The sequence below is a fragment of the Pseudosulfitobacter sp. DSM 107133 genome, from assembly GCF_022788695.1.
Classification (GTDB): Bacteria; Pseudomonadota; Alphaproteobacteria; order Rhodobacterales; family Rhodobacteraceae; genus Pseudosulfitobacter.
This window is the reverse complement of record NZ_CP085154.1, coordinates 859,393-877,949: the sequence shown is the minus strand read 5'-3', so window position 1 is coordinate 877,949 and position 18,557 is coordinate 859,393. Positions and strand designations below refer to the sequence as shown.

Annotated in this window: 15 protein-coding genes; 7 read left to right on the top strand and 8 right to left on the bottom strand. The window is 63.6% G+C overall.

Annotated features, from left to right (window positions below):
- Positions 1-138 precede the first annotated feature (138 nt).
- From DSM107133_RS04325 to DSM107133_RS04300, 6 genes are all read left to right on the top strand, one after another.
- A complete protein-coding gene (locus tag DSM107133_RS04325; protein WP_114293586.1) occupies positions 139-1,635 on the top strand; it encodes an FAD-binding oxidoreductase in 1,497 nt (498 codons plus the stop codon).
- On the top strand, positions 1,632-2,039 hold the full coding sequence (locus DSM107133_RS04320; RefSeq protein ID WP_114293562.1) for a hypothetical protein: 408 nt from the start codon (positions 1,632-1,634) through the stop codon (positions 2,037-2,039). The genes DSM107133_RS04325 and DSM107133_RS04320 overlap by 4 nt, the downstream gene beginning before the upstream one ends.
- Complete coding sequence (locus DSM107133_RS04315; protein WP_114293561.1) at positions 2,036-3,079, top strand: hypothetical protein; 1,044 nt, start codon at positions 2,036-2,038, stop codon at positions 3,077-3,079. Before DSM107133_RS04320 ends, DSM107133_RS04315 begins: the two co-directional genes overlap by 4 nt.
- On the top strand, positions 3,069-3,371 hold the full coding sequence (locus tag DSM107133_RS04310; RefSeq protein WP_240310520.1) for a hypothetical protein: 303 nt from the start codon (positions 3,069-3,071) through the stop codon (positions 3,369-3,371). The genes DSM107133_RS04315 and DSM107133_RS04310 overlap by 11 nt, the downstream gene beginning before the upstream one ends.
- 127 nt (positions 3,372-3,498) lie before the next feature.
- A complete protein-coding gene (locus DSM107133_RS04305) occupies positions 3,499-4,671 on the top strand; it encodes an efflux RND transporter periplasmic adaptor subunit (RefSeq protein ID WP_114293560.1) in 1,173 nt (390 codons plus the stop codon).
- Positions 4,668-7,757 carry an efflux RND transporter permease subunit gene (locus tag DSM107133_RS04300; RefSeq protein WP_114293559.1) on the top strand — a complete coding sequence of 1,030 codons (3,090 nt, stop codon included), beginning with the start codon at positions 4,668-4,670 and terminating at the stop codon, positions 7,755-7,757. Before DSM107133_RS04305 ends, DSM107133_RS04300 begins: the two co-directional genes overlap by 4 nt.
- Here DSM107133_RS04300 and DSM107133_RS04295 read toward each other — a convergent pair.
- From DSM107133_RS04295 to DSM107133_RS04260, 8 genes are all read right to left on the bottom strand, one after another.
- Entirely contained in the window at positions 7,754-8,929 is a 1,176-nt protein-coding gene (locus tag DSM107133_RS04295) for an FAD-dependent oxidoreductase (RefSeq protein ID WP_114293558.1), read from the bottom strand. The genes DSM107133_RS04300 and DSM107133_RS04295 overlap by 4 nt on opposite strands.
- A 152-nt stretch (positions 8,930-9,081) precedes the next feature.
- The gene (locus tag DSM107133_RS04290) at positions 9,082-11,403 is read right to left on the bottom strand and encodes a Tex family protein (protein ID WP_114293557.1); all 2,322 of its coding nucleotides are present in this window, start codon (positions 11,401-11,403) and stop codon (positions 9,082-9,084) included.
- 62 nt (positions 11,404-11,465) lie between these two features.
- Entirely contained in the window at positions 11,466-12,695 is a 1,230-nt protein-coding gene (locus DSM107133_RS04285; protein ID WP_114293556.1) for a four-carbon acid sugar kinase family protein, read from the bottom strand.
- A 1-nt stretch (position 12,696) separates the two neighbouring features.
- A complete protein-coding gene (locus tag DSM107133_RS04280) occupies positions 12,697-13,962 on the bottom strand; it encodes a RuBisCO large subunit C-terminal-like domain-containing protein (RefSeq protein ID WP_114293555.1) in 1,266 nt (421 codons plus the stop codon).
- A 7-nt stretch (positions 13,963-13,969) separates the two neighbouring features.
- Positions 13,970-14,509: a VOC family protein gene (locus tag DSM107133_RS04275; protein WP_114293554.1), complete on the bottom strand. Its 540-nt coding sequence runs from the start codon at positions 14,507-14,509 to the stop codon at positions 13,970-13,972.
- 8 nt (positions 14,510-14,517) lie between these two features.
- Positions 14,518-15,795: a TRAP transporter large permease gene (locus tag DSM107133_RS04270; protein WP_114293553.1), complete on the bottom strand. Its 1,278-nt coding sequence runs from the start codon at positions 15,793-15,795 to the stop codon at positions 14,518-14,520.
- Entirely contained in the window at positions 15,792-16,325 is a 534-nt protein-coding gene (locus DSM107133_RS04265; RefSeq protein ID WP_114293552.1) for a TRAP transporter small permease, read from the bottom strand. The genes DSM107133_RS04270 and DSM107133_RS04265 overlap by 4 nt, the downstream gene beginning before the upstream one ends.
- Entirely contained in the window at positions 16,325-17,338 is a 1,014-nt protein-coding gene (locus DSM107133_RS04260) for a TRAP transporter substrate-binding protein (protein WP_114293551.1), read from the bottom strand. The genes DSM107133_RS04265 and DSM107133_RS04260 overlap by 1 nt, the downstream gene beginning before the upstream one ends.
- A gap of 153 nt (positions 17,339-17,491) precedes the next feature.
- On the opposite strand from DSM107133_RS04260, the gene DSM107133_RS04255 reads away from it, so the two are divergent.
- Positions 17,492-18,517: a LacI family DNA-binding transcriptional regulator gene (locus tag DSM107133_RS04255; RefSeq protein ID WP_205387818.1), complete on the top strand. Its 1,026-nt coding sequence runs from the start codon at positions 17,492-17,494 to the stop codon at positions 18,515-18,517.
- Positions 18,518-18,557: the final 40 nt, after the last annotated feature.

Below are 18,557 nucleotides of genomic sequence, written 5' to 3'. Positions count from 1 at the left end.
TCTGCTCTGGGGTGACATCGCCACACAGGGCACCGCCCGACCGGCTGGGTCGTGATGCAACATTTGGCACTGTACTGAACCGCCCGCTTGGGTGATCCTGCATGCGATAGGAAGGCGTTTCAGGTGGGGATCAAAACTGTGTCCAGAAGAACAACCTTTACACGGCGCGCGGCCCTGTTGGGGGGCGGTGCTGTGGTGGGCGGGCTGGCGACACATGCGCTGTCGCCCGCAAACCCGACGCTGGACGGCACCCGCTTTATCAAGCCGACCGGCGCGGCGGGAATGTTGAACGACGCCAGCGGGCTGAGCGAGACTCCGGTCTTTCGCCACATCATAATGAAGGACGATCCCGGCGACACCATGATCGCCGCCATCCGCGCCGAACTGGCCGAGGCGCGGGCGAACGGGCGGGCGGTGAATGTCGGCGCGGCGCGTCATTCGATGGGCGGACAGGCAATCCCGCGCGACGGCCATGCCATCACCTTTGACAACGCCTTGGTCGAAACTGACACCGCCAACCGGCAAATGCAGGTCCATGCGGGGGCGCGCTGGAGCGATGTGATTGCCACCACCGATCCGCTGGGGCTGGGGCCGCGCGTGATGCAGTCGAACAACGATTTCGGGGTTGCGGCGACGTTTTGCGTGAATGCGCACGGCTGGCCGGTCAGGCAGGGGCCGATGGGCAGCACGGTGCGCGCCTTTGACATGATTCTGCCCGATGGCGAACTGGTAACCTGTTCGCGCACCCAGAATGCCGAACTGTTCGGCCTGACCATGGGCGGCTACGGGCTGACGGGGATCATCACCCGTCTGGACGTTGATCTGGCCCAGAACCAGCGGCTGGAACCGACCTATGAAGAGATGCCTGCCCGGGCCTTCGCAGACCGCTTTATCGCCACCCTTGCCGATGACAGTGTCACGATGGCCTATGGCCGGCTAAGCGTGGATCGGGCCGAGTTTATGGCCAAGGCGCTGATGGTCACCTATCGCCCGACCGGGGATCAAAGCGATTTGCCTGCGGCCAGCGGGTCAGGCGCGGCGGCGCAGATTGCCAGCCGCATTTACCGTGCACAACTGGGCAACGAGCGGATGAAGCGGCTGCGCTGGTGGTTTGAATCCGGTCTGGCCCCGAAACTGGCCAGTGGCCCCGTCACCCGCAACAGCCTGATTAACGAACCCGTCGTCACGCTGGACGACCGCAACCCCGACCGCACCGACATTCTGCACGAATATTTTGTCGCGCCCGACCGCTTTGCGGATTTCGTGGCCCTGTGCCGCGCAGTGATCCCGGCATCGTTTCAGGAATTCCTGAATGTCACCCTGCGCTTTGTCGACAGTGACCCCGACAGCTGGCTGGCCTATGCGCCGGTGCCGCGCATCGCGGCGGTGATGTCGTTCAGTCAGGAAATGACCGCCCGCGCCGAGTCCGACATGCAGCGTATGACCCGGGAACTGATCGACGGGGTTGTCGCCATTGGTGGCACCTATTACCTGCCCTATCGTCCCCACGCGACGGTTGACCAGATGGCGCGCGCCTATCCGCGCGCCGCCGCATTCGCCGCTGCCAAACGGCGCATTGACCCCGACCTGCTGCTGCGCAATGCCCTGTGGGATACATATTTGAGGACGCTATGACTTTGATCCGGAAATTTGCCCTTGGGTATTTCTTTATTTTGCTGGGCGCGGCGGCGCTGAACTATGTGCCGGGGATCACCGACAAGGACGGGCTGGCCTTTGGCATATTCGCGCTGGACCTGTTTGACGACGCGCTGCATCTGGTATCGGCTCTGTGGGCGCTGGCCGCGGCGCTGCTGGGCGCGCGCGCCAGCAAGGTGTTCCTGGTGATATTCGGTGCGCTTTACCTGGGTGACGGGGTGTTCGGGTTTTTCACCGGCTGGGGCTATCTGGATTTCGGGATATTCACCAATCCGTCGGCGGGCCTGTCATTCACCCTGTTCCGGGTGCTGGCCAACCTGCCGCACATTGCCCTTGGCGGTGTGGCACTGGTGGCCGGGCTGCGGCTTGGGCGGGGCTTGTGAAACGGGTTTTCAAATGGCTGGGCGCGTTGGTTCTGCTGGTGGTGGCCGGGTTGTTGGCCCCTGTGGGCTATGTCGAACTGGCCTGCCGCCCCACGGGGGATCTGCGCGCCTATGATCCGATCCTGCCCCCCGCCCATCGCCGCGCCGAGGGGCGCACACTGCTGACCTATCCCGAATGGCATATCGTCCATGCCTATGAGGACTATGCCCGCGTGATCCGTGACGGTGACCCGCACGATTACCGTTATGCGGCGTCCATCGGCGGGTTCTGGTCATCGCTGTGCAGCCTGTCGCGCGGCTCTGGCCCCTATGGCGGCTTTCCGGGTGAGTTCAAATCAACCGCCTATACCATTGGCGTCAGCTTTACTGCCGAACTTGCCGCCAAGGCGCTGTACGAGGAAACGCTGGGGCGCGTGGCGACATGGATACGCGGCGCCGAACATGCGCCGCTGGACGATCTGTCTGCCCAACAGGCCGCGCGCTACAGCCGGTTCCTGCAACAGGTGCCTTGGTATCGCTGGGAGTTTGGCAGCGATGCAGCGGCCCTGACTGCGGCAGCAACCGGCGCTTTTCGCGACCGCGAACGCCGCTGGGCGCTGGGGCTGGAATACGGCGCAAAGGCGCAATATGCCAAGGTGATTGCCGCCGCCGTCGCCGAAATGGAGCCCGACGCGCTGCGGTTGCGGATGATCGTGACGGGGCTGGGCGACGCGCAACTGGCGGATTACACCGATGTCACAGTGATCGCCCGCCACGCCCAAGGCACCGAGGTGGAAACCCCGCGCTATCGCGCGCTGACACATCTGCTGGCGCAAATGGCGCTGGACGGGGGCGATTTTGTCGAAATTGCCGGAAATGACGATATTCTGTTCACCGTGACATCACAGGCACCCAAACTGGACGGCGCGCTTTACAGCGTCGCGCGACAGGGGTTTGACGACACCCGCCATCTGGTCATGGTGCCGGTCAGCACATTGGCCGACAGGCTGCGCGGACTGTCGGCACAGGGCCTGCACCTTGAGCATGTCCATGACTACTAGAGGCTGGATCCTGGCCTTTGCCCTGGCCATTTGCGGCTGGCTTGGCGTGCAATTGCTGCTGGTGCGGTTCAGTGATGCAGCGCCGGGCGCGGTGGCGCTGTTTCCGGCGGCGGATTTTGTGGCGCGCCTGCCGGCAGGGGTGTCGGTGGTCGGGGGCGGGGCACACTGGATCGCAGTGAAATCAGATGCGCCGGACCTGGGCCGTGATCTTTATGCGGCGGGCGCGCGGGTGGTTCTGCCCGCCGGATTGCCCGGATGTTTGCCGCTGCGCGCGCGTGCAGAGGGCGGGTGACAGACAAGGGGCGCGCACGGAATTTACGCCTGTTTTACACCTCAAACCGGACACAGCGATTTGACGTGCTATTTCAGAGGAAGCCATCCATGATTATTGTCGCCAAAACCAAACGAAAGCCCCGTTGATGAAAGCCCTGCGCCAGATAATTCTTTCGCTTGTTCTGCTTGCTGCGGGACTGTTCGTCTGGATCGCCTATGTCCCGGCCGCGCAACCGTTTCTGGCCAAGACCGGCGTGCTGGACCTGCTGGGCGTGGAACCGGCTCCATCGCAAGCGGGTGGCGCCCAACAGGACCGGTCCCGGCGCGGCGGCGCGGTTCCGGTTGTGACGGCCCGCGTTGGCGAACAGAACCGCGCCGACAAGATCACGGCAATCGGTGACGGCCGCGCGCGCCGGTCGGTTACGGTGCGCTCGAACGCCGGGGGCACCATCACCGAACTGGCCATCACCTCGGGGCAATATGTGCAGGCGGGGACTGTGATCGCCCGTCTTCAGGACGAGGCGGAAAAGATCGCGCTGGAGCAGGCGCAGATACAGTTTGAAGACGCCCGCACCGAAGCGGCGCGCATCGGGCAGCTGGAAACCTCGGGCGCTGTGACCGAAGTGCGCCTGCGCGAAAGCGAACTGGCGCTGCGCAGTGCCGAACTGGCGGTGCGGCAGGCCGAATTCGATCTGTCCCAACGCCGGATCGCGGCCCCGATCAGCGGCTGGATCGGGATCATTGATCTGGAAACAGGTGATCGGGTGAACGCGCAGGATGTGCTGGTAACCATCACCGACCGCGCGGACATATTGATTGATTTTCGTGTGCCGGAGCGCGTGGTCGGCATGATCGAAGTCGGCCAGCAGATCAATGCGACCCCGCTGGGGCAACCCGACACGGTGCTGCGCGGCGAGGTCAGCGTGATCGACAGCGTCGTCGACCGTGCCAGCCGCACGCTTCTGGTGCAGGGGCGTGTGGCCAATGACGACGATCTGCTGCGCGCGGGCATGGCGTTTTCGGTCAACCTGTCGTTTCCCGGCGAAACGCTGTTGTCGATTGCACCGCTGGCGGTGCAATGGTCCAGCGATGGCCCCTTTGTCTGGGTGGTGCGCGACGGCAAGGTCAGTCAGGTGGCAGTGTCAATTGCCCAGCGCAACAGCGATGCGGTGCTGGTGCGTGCCGATGGGTTGATGGCCGATGACCTGGTGGTGACCGAAGGCGTTCAGGCCCTGCGTGAGGGGGCCGAGGTGACCCCGCAGGATGATGAAGCCGCCGCATCGGCGCAAGACCGGCCCACGCAGGGCGACACGCTATGAACGGGCAATCCGCTGCCGGCACGGCGCTGTTTGTACGTCGGCCGATTCTGGCCTTCGTCCTGAACGCGTTGATTGTACTGGCTGGCCTTGCCGGACTGTTCGGCGCCGAAATCCGCGAGTTGCCGAATGTGGACCGTCCGGTGGTGACGATCACGACCCGCTTTGACGGCGCCTCGCCCGAGACCGTGGATCAAGAACTGACGGGGCGCATCGAAGGCGCGGTGGGCCGGGTGTCGGGGGTGCGGTCGATCTCGTCGAACTCGCGGTTCGGGCGCTCTCGGGTGACGTTGGAATTCAACGACAGCGTCGACATCGACGTTGCCGCAACAGACGTGCGCGACGCGGTGGCGCGGATCGTCAACCAGCTGCCCGAAAGCGCTGAGCAGCCGGAAATCGTCAAGGCCGACGCAAATGCCCAACCGGTGATGCGCATTGCCGTCACCTCGGCGGGGCGCTCGCCGCAGGAACTGACTGCCATCGTGCAGGACCGCATCGAAGACCGGCTGATTTCGATTGACGGGGTTGCCGATCTGCAAATCTACGGCGACCGCGAGCCGATCTTTCGCGTTGACATCGACCAGCTGAAGCTGGCCAGTCGGGGGCTGACGCTGGGCGACATGCAGCGCGCCCTGTCCAATCTGGCCTTTGACACGCCGGCCGGTGATCTGGCGGGCGACCGCCAGTCGATCAACGTGCGCACCACTGCCACCGTCGCCACCACCGCCGCCTTCGAGGCGCTGGAGATCAAGCCCGACGTCAAGGTCGGTGACGTGGCACAGGTGACACTGGGCCCTGCCCCCGGCGAGACAGTGCTGCGCGCCAACGGCCAGCAAGGGCTGGGCATGGGCATTATCCGGCAGGCCACGTCGAATACGCTGGAAATTTCCGCCAGCGTGCGTGCGGTCGTGGACGAGCTGAACCAGACCCTGCCTGATGACGTCACTGTACGGGTCACTTCGGACGACGCGATTTTCATCTCGGGGTCGATTGAAGAGGTGCTGAAAACGCTGGGCTATGCCGTGGCCATCGTGGTTGCGGTGATTTTCCTGTTCCTGCGCGATTTCCGCGCGACCTTGATCCCCACGCTGACCCTGCCCGTGGCGCTGATCGGCACATTGGCGGCGATCTATCTGGTGGGGTTTTCAATCAATATCCTGACGCTGCTGGCGCTGGTGCTGGCCACGGGGATGGTGGTGGATGACGCCATTGTGGTGCTGGAAAACATCGTGCGCCAGCGCGCGGCGGGCATGGGGCCGCGCGCGGCGGCGGTGAATGGCACGTCGCAGGTGTTCTTTGCGGTCGTGACCACCACGGCGACCCTTGCGGCGGTGTTCGTACCGTTGTCGTTCCTGCCCGGACAGGCAGGCGGGCTGTTCCGCGAGTTCGGCTTTACCCTTGCGATGGCGGTGTTGTTGTCCTCGGTTGTCGCGCTCAGCCTGTGTCCGGTTCTGGCCAGCCGCCTGCTGACCAAGGCCCCGGACCCGAACGCGCGCGGGCCGCTGATCTGGCTGGGCAACCGGCTGATGCGGCTTTACGAAACCTCCCTGCGGGGCGCGCTGGCGATGCCCTTTGTGATCGTGTTGATTGCGGTCTTTGTTGCGGCCACAGCCGCGATGTTGGCAGGCGGTATCCGTCAGGAACTGACCCCGCCCGAAGACCGCGCCGTCGCCTTGCTGAGTGTCACCGCGCCGCAAGGCGTGTCGCTGGATTATACCCGCAGCAAGATGCGCGAGATCGAGGGTATTGTCGCGCCGATGCAAGAGCGCGGCGAAGTCACCAATGTGTTTTCAATCACCGGATTTGGTGCCGACAACCGCGGGTTCATGGTGTTCACGCTGGCCAAATGGGACGAACGTGCGCGCAGCCAGCAGGACATCGTAGGCGAGATCAACGGCAAGCTGCGCGGGATCATCGGCGTGCGGGCCTTTGCCATCCAGCCGAACTCGCTGGGTATTCGCGGCGCGGGGCGCGGGCTGGCATTTGCGATCACCGGTGACAGCTATGACCAGCTGAGCCACGTCGCCGAAGAGATGGTTGCGCGGCTCAGCCAGAACCCCGAGATGGGACAGGTGCGGCTGGAATACGAACGCACGCAGCCGCAACTGTTCGTGCAGATCGACCGTGCGCTGGCTGCCGATCTGGGCATCGACATCACCGGACTGGGTCAGGCGTTGCAGGCAATGCTGGACGGGCGCACCGTGGGGGCGGTGTTTATCGACGACAAAAGCTTTGACGTGAAAATGCTGTCCACGTCAAATCCGGTGAACGATCCCGGCGATCTTGAGAATATCTTTGTCCAGTCGGGCAACGGCCTGATGGTGCCCCTGTCCAGCTTTGTCACGCTGGAAGAACGCGCCGTGGCCCCCGAGCTGGACCGCGAAGGGCAGAACCGGTCGGTCGAGCTGACCGCGGGGCTGACACCCGCGCTGTCGCTGGGCGATGCGCTGGAACAAGTGCGCGCGATTGGCGACGACGTGCTGGCCGAGAACAACCGCATCGTGCCACTGGCCGAAGCGGCAACGCTGGACCAGACAAATGCGGGGATGTTCCTGACTTTCGGCTTTGCCATCGTTGTGGTGTTTCTGGTGCTGGCCGCACAGTTCGAGAGCTTTATTTCGGCGGTGGTGGTCATGGCCACGGTGCCGCTGGGGCTGGCCTGCGCGGTGTTTGCGCTGTTGCTGACAGGGCAAAGCCTGAACGTCTACAGCCAGATCGGGCTGGTGATGCTGATCGGGATCATGGCCAAGAACGGCATCCTGATTGTCGAGTTCGCCAACCAGCTGCGTGACAAGGGGCAGAACGTGCATGATGCCATCCTGAGCGCGTCAACGATCCGCCTGCGGCCTGTGATGATGACAATGACATCAACCGTGGTCGGGGGCGTGCCGCTGATCCTGTCGGCAGGTGCCGGAGCCGAGGCGCGCGAGGCTTTGGGCTGGGTGATTGTGGGCGGCCTGGGCATGGCCACCCTTTCGACCCTGTACCTGACTCCGGTTGCCTATTTGCTGCTGGCCCGTTTTGCCACGCCCAAGGCCCACGAAGAGGCGCGGCTGCAATCCGAGCTGAGCGCGGCGCAGGGGCTTTAACTGCGTTTCTTCGTGAACACGCCCTTTGGGCTGGTGGCCACCAGACGTTCGAACACCCGCGACACAAAGGGCAGCGACGACAGGTTAAAGACCCGGGCCCGCAGCCAGACGCGGAACGGCGAATGCGGCACGATCCAGTCGGCGGCCTTGCGCCCTGCGGCCTGTTTCTTCACCACTTCGGGGCGCAGGATGGTGTCGTATCGGGCAAGCGCGGTTGGAACATCCGCCTGCGATGCAAGCTGTTGCGCCAGAACATGCGCGCCGCCCATGGCAAGCGACGCCCCCTGCCCCGCCAGCAATGACACCGCAAAGGCAGCATCGCCCAGCAAGGCCACGCGCCCGTTGCACCATTGGTCCGCCTCGATCTGGGCGACCACATCATAGTAGATTTCAGCGTTCGGCGGCATCGCCGCCAGTGTTTCGGGCACCAGCCATCCCAGATCGCCAAAGTTCTCCCGGATTGCCGCCGCCGCATCATCCGCGCGTTCAGGTCGCGTATCGCGCCAGATAAAGTAGACCGCAACGCTGTCGCCCTCCATCCGGTAAAGACCCGCCTGCCGGTCGGGCAGCGACAGCATCAAGAACCGGTCCTGCACCGCCTTGGCCACTGCGCCAGAGCGGAAGATATAGGCGGCCGTGTGATAGCCCAGATATCTGAGCACGCGGGGTTCGGGTGTAAACAATTGCGCCCGCAGCGGGGAATGTATCCCGTCGGCACCGATCAGCACATCGCCGTGCAACCGATCCCCTGCCGAGGTGACGATGTCGACCGACGCGGGGCCATTGTCCACGGTTTCGATCCGGGTGCCAAAGCGCAGATCGACATTAGGCCCCAGCGCGTTGAACAGCACCCGCTCAAGATCGCAGCGCATCAGCGAAAACAGACGCCCGCCCAGCGGAGCGGCGAAGGATCTGTAGCTCATGTAACCCTGACGCGACCCGTCAGCATTGACCAGCTCGACGCCTTCGACCTTTCTGGCATGTCGGGCAAAGGCATCCAGCAGCCCGTTGGCTTCGGCGGCGTCATAGCCGGGGCCGAAAAAGTCGATCATATAGCCGCCGTCGCGCAGGCTGTCGGCTTTTTCAAGCACCACGACATCCCACCCCGCGCGGCCCAGCTCATAGGCCGCCGCAAGTCCTGCAATGCCCGCGCCGGAAATAATCGCTTTCATCTGCCTCTCCTTTCCTCAAACAGGCCGACGCGGCGCTGCTTTTCCAATTGGAGCCCTGTGGCAGCGCGCTGTGCCGGTTACAGGGTGATGTGATGACGCAAGGCAGCCGATGCAACGCTGCCCTGCCTGTATCGGCCAAATGCAGCCTGTGCCTATTTCGGACCGCCCTGTCGCTTAAACGCATCGGCAAGGGCCGAGCCAAAAGCACCCTGGTCGGTCCCGCGCGGTCTTGGTGCGGCAGAGGTTGGCGCCTTGCCGCGTGGTTTTGACTGTGCAGCGGGGCTTGGGCGTGCTGCGGGCTTGTCGCCGCCGTCCTTGCGCATGGTCAGACCGATCCGTTTGCGCGGCACGTCCACCTCGGTGACACGCACGCGCACCACGTCGCCGGCCTTGACCACCTCGTGCGGGTCCTTGACGAAACGGTCGGCCAGCTGGCTGACATGCACCAACCCATCCTGATGCACCCCGATGTCCACGAAGGCACCAAAGGCGGCCACGTTGGTCACGGTGCCCTCCAGCGACATGCCGGGTTTCAGATCGGTGATGCTGTCGATGCCTTCGGCAAAGGTGGCGGTCTTGAACGCAGGGCGCGGGTCGCGGCCCGGTTTTTCCAACTCGGACAGGATGTCGCGCACGGTGGGCAGGCCAAAGCTGTCATCGACGAACTGTTCCGCCCGCAGACCGGCCAGCGCGCTGCTGTCGCCCATGATCGCCCGCACATCACGCCCGCAGGCCTGTACGATCTTGCGCGCCACGCCGTAGGCTTCGGGGTGGACGGATGAGGCATCCAGCGGCTCGTCACCCTGCGGAATGCGCAGGAAACCCGCGCATTGCTGGAATGCTTTGGGGCCAAGGCCCGCGACCTTCAACAGCGCCTTGCGGGTGGGAAATGCGCCGTTGGCGTCGCGGTGGCTGACGATGTTTTGCGCCAGCGACGGGCCCAGCCCCGCGATATGCGACAGCAAGGGGGCCGAGGCCATGTTCAGGTCAACCCCAACGGCGTTCACCGCATCCTCGACCACCGCCGCCAGCGATTGCGCCAGTTGCCGCTGGTCGACGTCGTGCTGGTACTGCCCCACGCCAATCGCCTGCGGTTCGATCTTGACCAGTTCGGCCAGCGGGTCCTGCAAGCGCCGCGCAATAGACACCGCCCCGCGAATGGACACGTCGATGTCCGGGAATTCCTGCGAGGCCAGTTCCGACGCCGAATAGACCGACGCGCCGGCTTCGGAGACGATCACCGGCGTCGGGCGTGCAGTGCCTGCGGGCAGACGTTTCAGCACGTCGCCCACCAGCTTTTCGGATTCGCGGCTGGCGGTGCCGTTGCCGATGGCCACCAGCGCCACGTTATGTTTGCGGATCAGGTGCAACAGGGTTTCTTCGGCCCCGCGCAGATCGTTCTTGGGCTGGAACGGATAGATCGTGGCGGTGTCGACCAGCTTGCCGGTTTCGTCCACCACGGCAATCTTGCAGCCGGTGCGAATGCCGGGATCAAGGCCCAGCGTGGCGCGCGCACCCGCCGGCGCGGCCAGTAGCAAATCTTTGAGATTGCGGGCGAAAACCTCGATCGCTGTGGCATGGGCGCGGCGGCGCAGGTCGCTGAGCAGGTCCATGAACATGGTGCCGCTCAGCTTGATTTTCCATGTCCAGGCCGCCGCCTCGCGCAGCCATGCATCACCCGCCCCGTTTCCGGGAATGCCGATTTCAGAGGCAATAATGCCGACAACACGCGCCAGACCGGTGTCGGCGTCGGGGGCCACGTCGATGGAAACGATGTCTTCTTTGGCCGCGCGCAGGATCGCCAGCGCGCGGTGCGACGGGATGGCCGCCCATTTTTCCGAATGGTCGAAGTAATCCGAGAATTTCGCCCCGACCTCTTCCTTGCCCTTGTTCACCTTGGCGGTAATCAGCGCCTCTTGTTGCATGACCTGCCGCAAGCGGCCCAGCAGGGCGGCGCTTTCACCCAGCTCCTCGGCCAGAATATCGCGCGCGCCGGTCAGCGCGTCTTTTTCGGTTGCGACCGCGTCGGACAGATAGCCCCTGGCCAGTTCCGCAGGGTCGGCCGAACGGTTGGCCAGAATGGCGCGCAGCAGCGGTTCCAGCCCGTTTTCGCGGGCAATCATCGCCTTGGTGCGCCGCTTCGGTTTGAACGGCAGATAAAGATCCTCAAGCACCGACTTGGTGTCGGCCTTGGCAATGTCGCGGGCCAGCGCGTCGGTCAGTTTGCCCTGCCCCGTGATCTCGGCCAGAATGCTGGCGCGCCGCTTTTCCAGATCGCGCAGATAGTCCAGCCGCTCGGACAGCTTGCGCAATTGCGCATCGTCCAGTCCGCCGGTGGCCTCTTTGCGATAGCGTGCGACAAAGGGCACCGTGTCGCCCCCGTCCAGCAAGGCGACCGTCGCGCTGACCTGTTCGGGACGCGCCCCGATGTCGGTGGCAATGGTGCGGGCGATACGATCTGCAACAGCGGTCATGGCGGGATTCCCTTGATTGTCGGAGGTCCGTGATAACGCCGCAAAGGCGCGCCGCCAAGCGGCTACCGAGCAATCCCGGCGCGAATAGCGAAAGCATCGAACAGATCGGCCTGCCCCATCTGCCCGCCCTTCAGCAGAACCCGCATACGATCAAGGCGCCCCTGTTGGTGCCGCCCGATGCAAATACAGGCCCCCGCGCCAAGGCTGTGTTCAAATTCCAGTGCATCAAACCCAAGGCGGGTCGCGATCCGGCTTGAGGTGTCCCCCCCCGCCAGCCCCAGATACCCGACATCGGCCCGCGCCAGCACATCGGCCACGAACCGCGCCGAGGCATCCGCCAGCGCATCGGGGGACAGGCCATAATCCAGATCTGGTTGCAAATGGACAAGCACGGGGGTGTTGGCCGCAAGCAAGCCAGCGGTTTGGGTGCGGAATGTATCAGTGTGAAATGCTGCAGGCGTCAGCGGCAGCTTGTGAAACCCTTGCGCATTTTGCACCTGCGTTTGCGTGTTCAGCGACCGGCTTCCGGCAAAGACCAGCACCGCGCCTGCGTCAGGCGGTGCGACGGGGTCCGGTTGAGCGACGGATTGCGCCCCCGTCGTCAGGATTTCCGCCACCGTGCTTGCCCCGATCAGCAATTGCCGCCCGCCCACCGCGCGCAGGGCAGCGGCAATCAGGGATTGATCGTGGGGCGTTGTGACATCGAACAGAACCGGCCCGCGTTTCAGACGGGCGGCAACCTCTGCCGTATCCGCCAGCGCGGTGAACGGGATAAGATCAAGGTCGCTTAGCCCCTGGTCTGCCATATGCAGGCGCAGGTCAGCCTCGGCCATGGGCGTGACCGGATGGCGGCCCATGACCGGATGGCGGTCGATCCGGTACACTCTGCCGTCTGGCCCTGACGCGAACAGGTTGCCGAAAATACAGTAGCGCCGCAGGCTGGGCTGCCCGCCGATCACCGCGACCACGTCGGGTTTGAACCTGCCAATCAGATCAGCGGCCACAGCCCCGATCGAGCCGGTCGCAGGGCTGGAATCAAAGGTCGAGCACACCTTGAAGTGCAACACACGCGGGTTGGCAGCGGCAATCCGGGGCCACAGCCGCGCGATATCGGCAAGGGCGGCCTTGGGCGCGCGCGAGCGCAGGTCAGTGGGCAGGCCCAGCGCGGCCAACCCTTTGGTCGCGCCCGCCGCATTCAGTTCAAGCCGCGCGGGCCAGCCATTCAGCGCATAGGTCGCCAGCGAATCCGAGGCACCGGTGAAATCATCACCCAGAAAGACAACCTCGCTCATCTCAGCGCGGTCCGAAAAACCGCATCGCCGCGGCCAGCGCCGGACGGGTTGCGGCGGCCTGCTCCAGCGCCTCACCGGCTGCCACGGCCTCATAGGCCTCGCGCAGCGATTTGATACCGGCGGCGGGCCCGTCGGGGTGGGCCAGAATGCCACCGCCGCACATGAACATGAAATCCGCCCCTTCGGCGGCTGTGACCGTATGGGGCAAGGTGCCCGCCCATTGCCCCGAGGAAAACGCAGGCATCACCCGGTCATCCGCGCCGCCATAGGACAGCGGACGCAGACAGGCGCGGGCGGCTTCGGTGACTTCAGTTGCGGAATCCACAAACTTGCCGCCGATCCCGTGCACATGCATGTGGTCGATCCCCGCCAGACGGTAAAGCGCGTGATAGGCGGCGAAATCCATGCCCAGCAAGGGGTGGCGGCTCATCGCGCCAAAGCCGTTGCGGTGGGCGTGGATCGCCAGCGGCGTGTGGGCGCGCAGTGTTTCCATGCCCGACAGACCGCACCAGTTCAGGCTGGCCATGACACAGCTGCCGCCCTCGGCGGCCACCAGATCGGCGTGGCGGCGCATGGCGTCGGTTTCATCGGTGATGTTAAAGGCCATCATCACGCGGCGGCCCGTGCGGTCCCGCCACTTGCGGATCACCGCCATGACGGCAGGCACACGTTCGGTCAGCGGCGCGATGTCGGGATTGGCGCACACCTCGTCATCCTTGATGAAATCGACACCGGCGGCGCAAAGCTGGTCGACAAGGTCGGCTATCTGGTCCGGGCGCATGCCCACATTGGGTTTGATGATGGTGCCAAAGATCGGGCCTTCGGGCACGCCAAGACTGTCGCGCGTGCCTTGCAGCCCCACGGCAGGCAACGCATAGCGCAGGCGATAGGCCGCAGGGATATCAAGCGACAGCAGCTTTAGCCCCGTAATCTCGCCAATGTCATAGAGGTTGCCCGACACGGTCGATGCCAGCGTTGCCAGATTGCGCCCGATGTTGCCCGTGGGATAGGCAATGCGCACACGGGCGCGGCGGAACGGACCCGCAGCCCCCTTGCGCGCGACATAGGCCGAGGGCAGCGTTTGTGCGGCAGCTTCGCCCTCTTCCACAATCGAAACCACCTGCGCCGCCGCTCGGGCGCGCAATTCGTCGGTTTCACCGGCAACCCGCACAAAGGTGCCGCTGGATTGCTCGCCCGCCATCATGGCCGCGACTTCGGCCAGCGGAAACGGCGTTTCAAGAAGGTATTCGGCAACTACGTGGTACATGGCGCCCTCAGATGGCCGAAAGATCGGGAAAGGGGCGCACCGGGTCAGAGCCGTCCCAATCGACCGAGGCGTCGCGGATCAGGTCGAACATCTTGCCCTTTGGTCCCAGAACTTCAGAGAGTTCGATGCATGTGCCGGGGTGCTCCTGCTGAGCGAAATAGACAAACCGCCCGTTCTTGCCGACACAACCGCTCATCTGAACGGTGAATCCGCGGCCCAGCATCCTGTCCAGATCGGCCTCGAAATCGGTGGTCCAGAACGCGACGTGCTGCAATCCGCGCAGACCTTTTTCGCGGAAATCACGGTACATCGACGGCACATCGTTGCGGATCTGGATCAGCTCGACCTGCATCGCGCCGGAATTGGCCAGCGCCACCGAATTGTGCGGCTCGTAGCGGGTTCCGTCATAGGTATAGTCTTCGATCGGCACGCGCGGATTGTAGAACCACGGGCCAACGCCCATCACCTGCGCCCAGTGTTTCATACCGGCTTCGATATCGTCGACCACATAGCCAAGCTGGCGGATCGGCCCCAAAAGGTTGCTCATTTCAGTCCTCACTTCATCAGTAATTCAGGCAGCCAGGTCGACAGTGCCGGAACGGCAGAGACCACAAGCAGCGACAGCAAAAGCGGGATAAAGAACGGCATTACCCCGGCAATGACACGCCCGATGGGCATACGGGTAATAATGGTGATCATGTACAGGCTCATGCCGACGGGGGGCGTCAGCAGGCCGATCATCAGGTTCAGCACAAAGACGATGCCCAGTTGCAGCGGATCGACCCCCGCCGCCGTCAGGGCGGGCGCAATGATGGGTGCGATAATCAGGATCGCGGCGATGCTTTCCAGCACCATGCCGACCAGCAAGAGCAGGATGTTCACCAGAAACAGCAGCACCAGCGGATTGTCCGACAGGCCCAGCAGCAGGCCCGACACTTTCATCGGCACCTGATCCAGTGTCAGCACCCATGCAAACAACGCGGCTGTGGACACGACAAACAGGATATTCGCGGTTGATTCAGCGGTTTCGCGCAGCGCACCCAGAATGCCGCGCAGGCTGAGCGAGCGGTAGATGAAAATGCCGATCAGCATGGCATAGGCCACGGTCACGCCCGCCACCTCGGTGGGGCCGAAATAGCCGCTGACCAAGCCGCCAATCAGCAACACAGGGGCCATGAGTGCAGGAAAGGAAATCAGCGCCTTTTGCGCCACCGCGCGCGGGCTGACCCGCACCTCGTCACGCGGCAAACCTTTGACTCGTGCGATGATCGCAACCTGTATCATCAACAGCGCGGTCAGCAGCAGCGCCGGAATAATCCCTGCAATCAACAGTTTCACCGCCGAGACATTGGCAACCGAAGCATAGATGATGATCGGGATCGACGGTGGAAAGATCGGGCCGATGGTGGCGGCGGCAACGGTCAGGCCGGCTGCGAATTCCTCGCGGTAGCCCTGCGCCTTCATCTGGTTGATCTGGATTGCACCCAGCGCGCCGATATCGGCAAGTGCTGCGCCCGAGATGCCCGAAAAGATCAGCGACACAAAGATGCTGACCTGCGCAACGGCACCGCGAATGCGGCCAAACATCATGCGCACCAGTTCGAACAGATGGGTGGTGACACCGGTGGCGTTCAGCAGGCTGGCGGCAAAGATGAACAGCGGCACCGCCAGCAGGGGCGAGCTGTCCAGCGCGTTCAGGCTGCGTTGCGCGACAACCGACACGGGTAACCCATGGGTGACAATGACGATGGCGGATGACAGACCCAGACAGACGGCAATCGGCGCACCGAGGATCAGCAGCATCACAAAAATGGAAACAAGGATCAGGCTCATAGGGGCAATCCGTCCGCGTCGCGCGGGTCTTGGTAAGGGGCGGTCGGGTCGCGGCGTTGCAGCGCATCCAGCACCCGCAGGGCCGCGATCACCGCCAGCAACAGGCATCCGGCAAGGGCAAAGCTGTAGTACACCCAGTTGGGCACACGCATCGCCGGTGTCAGAAACTTGCCCGCGCGGGGCAGAAATTCGGCAAAGCTCCAGATCATCAGCCCGGCAAAACCCAGCGTGGCCAGATCTGCGACCAGTACCAGCCAGCGACGAGGCGCAGGGGGTATCATGTCGGGCAGCATCGACACCGCAACCAGCACCTGACGGCCTGCCAGACAGGGCACCGCAAAGAACACCAGCGCGATGCAACTGAAGCGGGCCAGTTCGTCTGCCCACGGCAGGCCCGCGTCAAAGAAATTCCGCGCCGCGACCTGAAGCACGACCAGACTGGCAATCAGCGCCAGCAGGGCCATCCCGAAACCGACGCCGAAACGGGCGAGCCGCGCAAGAAATGCGCGGCCCGGGCTGACCTGTGGCATCAGGATACAGCCGCAATCTTGGCATAAAGATCGCCGTATTCGGCGCCAAAGCGTTCATCGACCAGCGCCTTGACCGAGGTGCGGAAGGCATCGACATCCAGCCCGTCTTCTGCTCCGATCACGGTCATGCCCAGATCGCGCAATTGCTGGGTTTCGGATTCCTCGTTGTCGAGGATCGCCTTTGTCGCTTTCTCGCGGGTCTGGTTGGCGGCTTCGCGCACCGCGTCCTTGCCCGCATCATCCAGCGCCTGCCATGCGTCTTCGTTCATCACGACAACTTCAGCGTTGGACATATGACCCGTCAGCATCAGGTGCGATTGCACTTCGTACAGCTTCACGTTCAGCACCACGTTGACCGGATTTTCCTGCCCCTGCACCACGCCGGTGGCCAGCGCGGTGGGCACTTCGGACCAGTCGACAGGCACGGCAACCGCGCCCATGCCTTCAACAGCAGTGGTATAGATGGGGAAGGGAACGGCGCGGATTTTGGTGCCGGCCAGATCGGCAGGTGTCATCACCGCCTTGTTGCAGGTCAGGTTGCGGCGGCCAAAGTAGTGGGCATAGATCACCCGCACGTTGGCGGCGGCAATCAGACCCTCGTTCAGTTCCTGCATCACCGGGCTGTCCACATCTGTCACCGCCATCAGGTGATCGACATCACGGTACAGATAGGGCGTATCGAGCGCCGCGAAGGGCTGGTAAAGCGAGCCCAGCGCACCGGCGGTGTTGTGCGAAAATGCGATGGTACCCAGCGAAACCGCTTCGGCCAGTTCCTGTAACTTGCCCAGCTGGCTGTTGGGAAACACCTGTACGTCGATGTTGCCGTTCGAGGTCTGGCCAAGCGCCTCGGCGAACCAGTCGGCCTGCGCGCCTGCAACCGAGGAAACCTCGTTGTTGTGCCCATAACGCAGCTGCGTCGCCGCCCATGCCGGACGCACCAGAAACGGCGCGGCAAGGGCACCGGCCCCGGCGGCCAACATCGTGCGACGGTTCATCAAATTCGATTTTTTCATCTTTTCCCCTCCCAGAGATTTTGATGTATTTTGAGGGTTCGATTGACAGACCTGTCTCGGAAACCCAAGTAAACAATGTATTGACGTAAAGTAGGATTTCGGGTCACCCTTCGTCAAAGCATTAAGCTTGATGGGTTTTGAGGTGCGTCAGAGGTGAATACCCCTAAAGATGACAGTCAGCGGCCACAGCTGGCCGAGGTGGCCCGTCGCGCCGGTGTCTCGCTTGCGACTGTTGACCGCGTGATTAACCGGCGCAAGGGCGTCAAGGACCGCACGCGCCGCCGGGTGCTGGATGCCGCGCGCGATATCGGGTTCCTCAGCCCCGAAGATGCCGCGCGCTATGGCGCGGAACGCCCCCTGAACATCACCGTGTTGCTGCCTGCGGGCACCAATCCCTATCTGCGTCTGCTGGGCGAACGGGTGAAAGAACGGATCGGCCAGTCGGGCGTCGACAATCCGTTCCTGCGCTGTTTTTTCATTGAAAGCTTTAACGCGGCGGCACTGGTCGAAGCACTGCACAAGAATGCTGGATGGTCCGACGCGATCATCTTTTTCGCCATCGAACACCCCGAAGTGCGCAATGCAGCCGCTGAACTGGCCGCCGCCGGAACCCGTCTGGTCACCATCGTATCGGATCTGGGCAACGCGCCCGAGGTTGGCCATCTGGGGCTGGACAACAGGGCGGTGGGGCGCACGGCGGGGCTGTTGATCGGGCGGCTGGCCAAATCCACCTCGGGCTCGGTGGCGCTGGTTGCCGGATCGCGCCATTACCGCGCGCATTCGGAACGCGAGGCGGGGTTTCTCAGCATTCTGGACGAAATGTTTCCCGCCCTGCGGGTCGTCGGGATGCGCGAGGGGCATGATGATGCGGCCGAGAACTACCGGCACGCCCTGGATCTGTTCGAACAGGTTCCCGATCTTGTCGGCATCTACAATGTGGGCGGCTCGTCGGGTGGCATCACCCGCGCCATCCGCGAGCGGCAACGCGAAACGCTGGTGTTCATCGGCCACGGGCTGACCCCCGACACCCGCCGCGCCTTGCTGGACGGAACCGTGGATGCCATTTTTGATCTGGACCCGGATACATTGATCGACAGGGCCATCACCCTGCTGTCACATCCCGGCACCCGCCCCCGTCCGCTGAAGCTGGATATCTATTTTCGTGAAAACCTGCCCTGAAGCGCCAGCCCTGTCCGCAAAACCGACGCGGCACATGGAC